The 4717-nt window shown below is 61.2% G+C and carries 6 protein-coding genes; 4 read left to right on the top strand and 2 right to left on the bottom strand.

The features are described 5' to 3' along the window. The 4 genes from HX846_RS23275 to HX846_RS23260 all read left to right on the top strand — a co-directional run. The coding region (locus HX846_RS23275; protein ID WP_178966163.1) for an amidohydrolase family protein at nucleotides 1-341 on the top strand (341 nt) is incomplete at its 5' end. A 63-nt stretch (nucleotides 342-404) separates the two neighbouring features. Further along, a complete protein-coding gene (gene ubiG / locus HX846_RS23270; protein WP_003218825.1) occupies nucleotides 405-1103 on the top strand; it encodes a bifunctional 2-polyprenyl-6-hydroxyphenol methylase/3-demethylubiquinol 3-O-methyltransferase UbiG in 699 nt (232 codons plus the stop codon). 4 nt (nucleotides 1104-1107) lie between these two features. Then, nucleotides 1108-1779, top strand: a complete 672-nt coding sequence (gene mupP, locus HX846_RS23265) for an N-acetylmuramic acid 6-phosphate phosphatase MupP (protein WP_003218827.1) — start codon at nucleotides 1108-1110, stop codon at nucleotides 1777-1779. A gap of 188 nt (nucleotides 1780-1967) precedes the next feature. Beyond that, entirely contained in the window at nucleotides 1968-2708 is a 741-nt protein-coding gene (locus HX846_RS23260) for a YciK family oxidoreductase (RefSeq protein WP_003218829.1), read from the top strand. Nucleotides 2709-2848: 140 nt separating this feature from the next. Here HX846_RS23260 and HX846_RS23255 read toward each other — a convergent pair whose 3' ends face one another. Further along, nucleotides 2849-4363, bottom strand: coding sequence for an ABC transporter substrate-binding protein (locus tag HX846_RS23255; protein ID WP_102368422.1), 1515 nt, complete (start codon nucleotides 4361-4363; stop codon nucleotides 2849-2851). A 51-nt stretch (nucleotides 4364-4414) separates the two neighbouring features. Then, nucleotides 4415-4717: ABC transporter ATP-binding protein (locus HX846_RS23250; RefSeq protein ID WP_178966162.1), on the bottom strand; the 303-nt coding region annotated here is incomplete at its 5' end.

The raw sequence follows: 4717 nt of genomic DNA, 5'->3' as shown, positions 1-4717 counted from the left end.
AGGCCGTCGCCGGCTCGGCCACCGCCCTGGATGCCCACCGCGCCCTGCGCATGGCCACCCTCAACGGCGCCCGGGCCATGGGCCTGGAAAGTCAAATCGGCTCGCTGGAAGTCGGCAAGGCCGCTGACATCGTGGCCTTCGACCTGTCGGGCCTGGCGCAACAACCGATCTACGATCCGGTCTCACAGCTTATATATGCCACCGGACGCGATTGTGTGAAACACCTTTGGGTCGGCGGCAAGCAATTGCTCGACGACCGGCAACTGACCCGCCTGGATGAACAACAGTTGTGCGCCACGGCCATCGCCTGGGGCCAGCGCATCAGCGGACACAGCGAATAACACCCGCCCTGGCAACGCATGCCAGGGCCGGCAAAACGTTTTATCAGATTTAGAGGATTCCCCATGAGCAACGTCGACCACGCTGAAATCGCCAAATTCGAAGCCCTCGCCCATCGCTGGTGGGACCGCGAAAGCGAGTTCAAACCCCTGCACGACATCAACCCGCTGCGGGTCAACTGGATTGACGAGCGCGTCAACCTGGCCGGCAAGAAGGTACTGGATGTGGGTTGCGGCGGCGGGATCCTCAGTGAATCCATGGCTCAGCGCGGCGCCACCGTGATGGGTATCGACATGGGCGAAGCGCCATTGGCCGTGGCCCAGTTGCACCAACTGGAGTCCGGCGTGAACGTCGAATACCGGCAGATCACCGCCGAAGAGCTGGCCGAAGAGATGCCCGGGCAGTTCGACGTGGTCACTTGCCTGGAAATGCTCGAGCACGTGCCGGACCCGTCCTCGGTGATCCGCGCCTGCTTCCGCATGGTCAAGCCCGGTGGCCAGGTGTTCTTCTCCACCATCAACCGCAATCCGAAGGCGTACCTGTTCGCGATCATCGGTGCCGAATACATCATGAAGCTGCTGCCCCGCGGCACCCATGACTTCAAGAAATTCATCCGCCCTTCCGAGCTGGGCGCCTGGAGCCGTCAGGCCGGGCTGACCGTCAAGGACATCATCGGCTTGACCTACAACCCGCTGACCAAGCACTACAAGCTGGCCAGCGACGTTGACGTCAACTACATGATCCAGACCCTGCGCGAGGAGTAAGCCTGTGAAGTTGCGAGCGGTTCTTTTCGACATGGACGGTACCCTGCTGGACACCGCGCCAGACTTTATCGCCATCTGCCAGGCCATGCGCGCTGACCGCGGCCTGGCACCGATCAACGACCAGCACATCCGCGATGAAATCTCCGGCGGCGCCCGGGCGATGGTCGCCGTGACCTTTTCCATGGACCCCGAGTCCCCGGGCTTTGAAGAGCTGCGCCAGGAATTCCTCGAGCGTTACCTCAAGGGCTGCGCGATCCACAGCAAGCTGTTCGAGGGCATGGAGGAGCTGCTGGTGGATATCGAGAAATCCAGGCTGATCTGGGGCGTGGTCACCAACAAGCCACTGCGCTTTGCCGAACCGATCATGCAGCAGCTGGGCCTGGCCGAGCGCTCCGCGCTGCTGATCTGCCCGGACCACGTGAAGAACAGCAAGCCGGACCCGGAACCGTTGATCCTGGCGTGCAAGATGCTCGACCTGGACCCGGCCAGCGTGCTGTTCGTGGGGGATGACCTGCGGGACATCGAGTCGGGCCGCGACGCCGGCACTCGCACCGCGGCGGTCACCTACGGCTATATCCACCCGGACGACAACCCGCGCAACTGGGGTGCCGATGTGGTGGTGGATCACCCGCTGGAATTGCGCAAAGTGCTGGACAGCGCGCTGTGCAGCTGCTGATCGGGACTGCCTGAGGTTGCTGCAATTTTGTGGAAAGGGAGCTTGCTCCCGTTCGACTGCGCAGCAGTCGCGAAAGCTGGGGCTGCTTCGCAACCCAACGGGAGCAAGCTCCCTCGCCACAGAAGCCTTGGCCAGCCTTAGCCGCAATCAATCACATGGATTTTCTGTGAACTTTGTCGAGGTTGTTTATGTTTGATTACTCCGCACGTCCAGAACTGCTCAAAGGCCGGGTCATCCTGGTCACCGGCGCCGGTCGCGGGATTGGCGCAGCGGCGGCCAAAACCTATGCGGCCCACGGCGCCACCGTGCTGCTGCTGGGCAAGACCGAAGCCAACCTGGCCCAGGTCTACGACGAAATCGAAGCCGCCGGCCAGCCGCAGCCGGTGGTGATCCCGTTCAACCTGGAGACCGCCCTGCCCCATCAATACGATGAGCTGGCAGCGATGATCGAAAAGGAGTTCGGCCACCTCGACGGTTTGCTGCACAACGCCTCGATCATTGGCCCGCGTACACCGATCGAGCAGTTGTCCGGCGAGAACTTCATGCGGGTGATGCATGTGAACGTCAACGCGATGTTCATGCTGACCAGCACGCTGTTGCCGCTGCTCAAGCTGTCCCAGGATGCGTCGGTGGTGTTCACCTCAAGCAGCGTGGGCCGCAAGGGCCGTGCCTATTGGGGGGCGTACGGGGTGTCGAAGTTTGCCACCGAAGGCCTGATGCAAACCCTGGCGGACGAGCTGGATAACGTCGCACCGGTGCGCGCCAACAGCATCAACCCAGGCGCCACCCGCACCAGCATGCGGGCCCAGGCGTATCCAGGGGAGAACCCGACCGATAACCCGACACCGGAGGAAATCATGCCGGTGTACCTGTACCTGATGGGGCCGGACAGTACCGGCATCAATGGGCAGGCGTTTGACGCGCAATAAGTATCTGGAACACAGTACAACCTAATGTGGGAGCGGGCTTGCTCGCGAAGGCGGAGTGTCAGTCAACAGAGATATCGACTGATCCACCGCCTTCGCGAGCAAGCCCGCTCCCACATTTGTATTGCGGTGATCTCTAGAACTTAGTTCTTCACCACTTCCTCAAGCGTGAAGCGCCCCAACGGGTTTTGCAGGAAGTTGCTCACGTTCTTGCGTGAGATGTTGATGTACGGGCTGTAGTACAGGTCGATCCAGTTCACATCCTGTTTCGCCATTTTCTGCAGGTCCACATACATCTGCTCACGCTTGACCGGATCCGCCTCGATCCGCGCGGCCGCCACCAGGTCCTTCACTTTGTCGTTCTTGTAGCGGGTCATGTAGTTCTGATTGGTGTCGTGGCCCAGCACGAAGGTGGTCTTCTGGTCCGGGTCGAGGATGTCGTTGGTCCAGTACATCACCGAAATATCGTAATCGCCGTCCACCAGCATCTGCCAGCTTTGGGTCGGGTCGACCTTTTGCAGGTTGGCCGTCACACCGACCTTGGCCAGTTGATCCTTGATCATCACCGCAATCTGCTCGTCGGCTTCGTTGCCGGCGTTGACCACGTAGTTGAGCTTCAAATCCTGAGCGCCGGCAGCCGCCAGCAGCTTCTTGGCTTCGGTCGGGTCATACGGGCGTTGCAGGTTGTTGGCGTAGTGGTACAGCGAGCCTTTTGGGATGTAGGAATAGGCCACGGTGCCCTGGCCGAAGGTGGCGGTTTTCACCAGCGATTGTTTATCGATGGCCATGTCCAGCGCCTGGCGCACTTCCGGCTTGGCCAGCAGGCCGTGGGCGTGGTTGATCAACAAGTGATCTTCACGGGTAGACGGGTCGGAGTGCACCACCACGTTCTTGTCTTTTTTCAGCTCTTCAACCCGGGAAAACGGGACGAAGATCGCCGTGTCCAGCTCATTGTTCTGCACCATGCGCATGCGGGTGTTGTCGTCGGTGACGGAGACCCATTCCACACCATCCAGGCTCACGTTGCTGGCCTGCCAGAAGTTCGGGTTCTTCTTCAGGATCACCCGATCGCCCTTGCGCCACTCGTCCACGGTAAATGCGCCGGAGGTCACCGGGTTTTCCGAGTAGGCGTCTTCGCCCATCTTGGTCATGGCTTTTTCCGACAGGATCGACACCGTCGGCGAAGCGAGTTGCGAGAGGAAGGCCACTGCCGGGGTTTTCAAGGTCACTACCAGGGTTTGCGGGTCGCTGGCCTTGGCGGTGTTGATCAGGCTGAACGGGTCGCTCCACAGCGAGGCCTTGTTGTCGCGGATGCGCAACAGGCTGAAGGCAGCGTCGTCGGCGGTGATCGGCGAGCCATCCGAGAACTTCGCGGCACGCAGCTTGAAGGTGTACGTCAGGCCGTCCTTGGAAATGTCCCAGCTTTCTGCCAGCCCCGGTTCCATCTTGGTGCCCAGGTTGTCCACGCGCACCAGGGTGTCGTAGACGTTGGCGAACACCCAGGTGTCGCGGTTCTGCGCGCTTTTGATCGGGTCAAACGTGGTGCTGTCTTCGCGGCAACCGATGGTGAGCACGCCGGCCGCGTGGGCGATACCGGCGGTCAGCGACCACGCGGTGAGTGTGGCGGCGGCGAGCAACTTCAAGTGACGGGATTGCATGTCATAACTCCTTGTCTATAACGGCGGTTGTTCATGATCGGCAGGAAGGGTTCAAAGCAAAGGTTCTTCAAGCACGCAACTGTACCGATGCGTTTGCACAACGTGAGTCGGCGGCAATACCTCGGCACACACGGCTCGTGCATGTCGGCAACGCGGGTGAAAGGCGCAACCACTGGGCAGCTTCAGCGGGCTCGGCGGCTCGCCCGGCAACGGTTCGCTGGGCAGCGGGCGGTACGGATCAATCTCCGGGATCGCCTGGATCAACGCCGCCGTGTAGGGGTGACGGGGCGTGGTGAACACCGCCTCCACCGGGCCTTCCTCGACGATTTTCCCCAGGTACATCACCGCCACCCG

The sequence above is a fragment of the Pseudomonas sp. K5002 genome, assembly GCF_013386655.1.
Classification (GTDB): Bacteria; Pseudomonadota; Gammaproteobacteria; order Pseudomonadales; family Pseudomonadaceae; genus Aquipseudomonas.
Note: the sequence above shows the minus strand (reverse complement) of the source record. Positions and strands in the feature narration are given on the sequence as shown.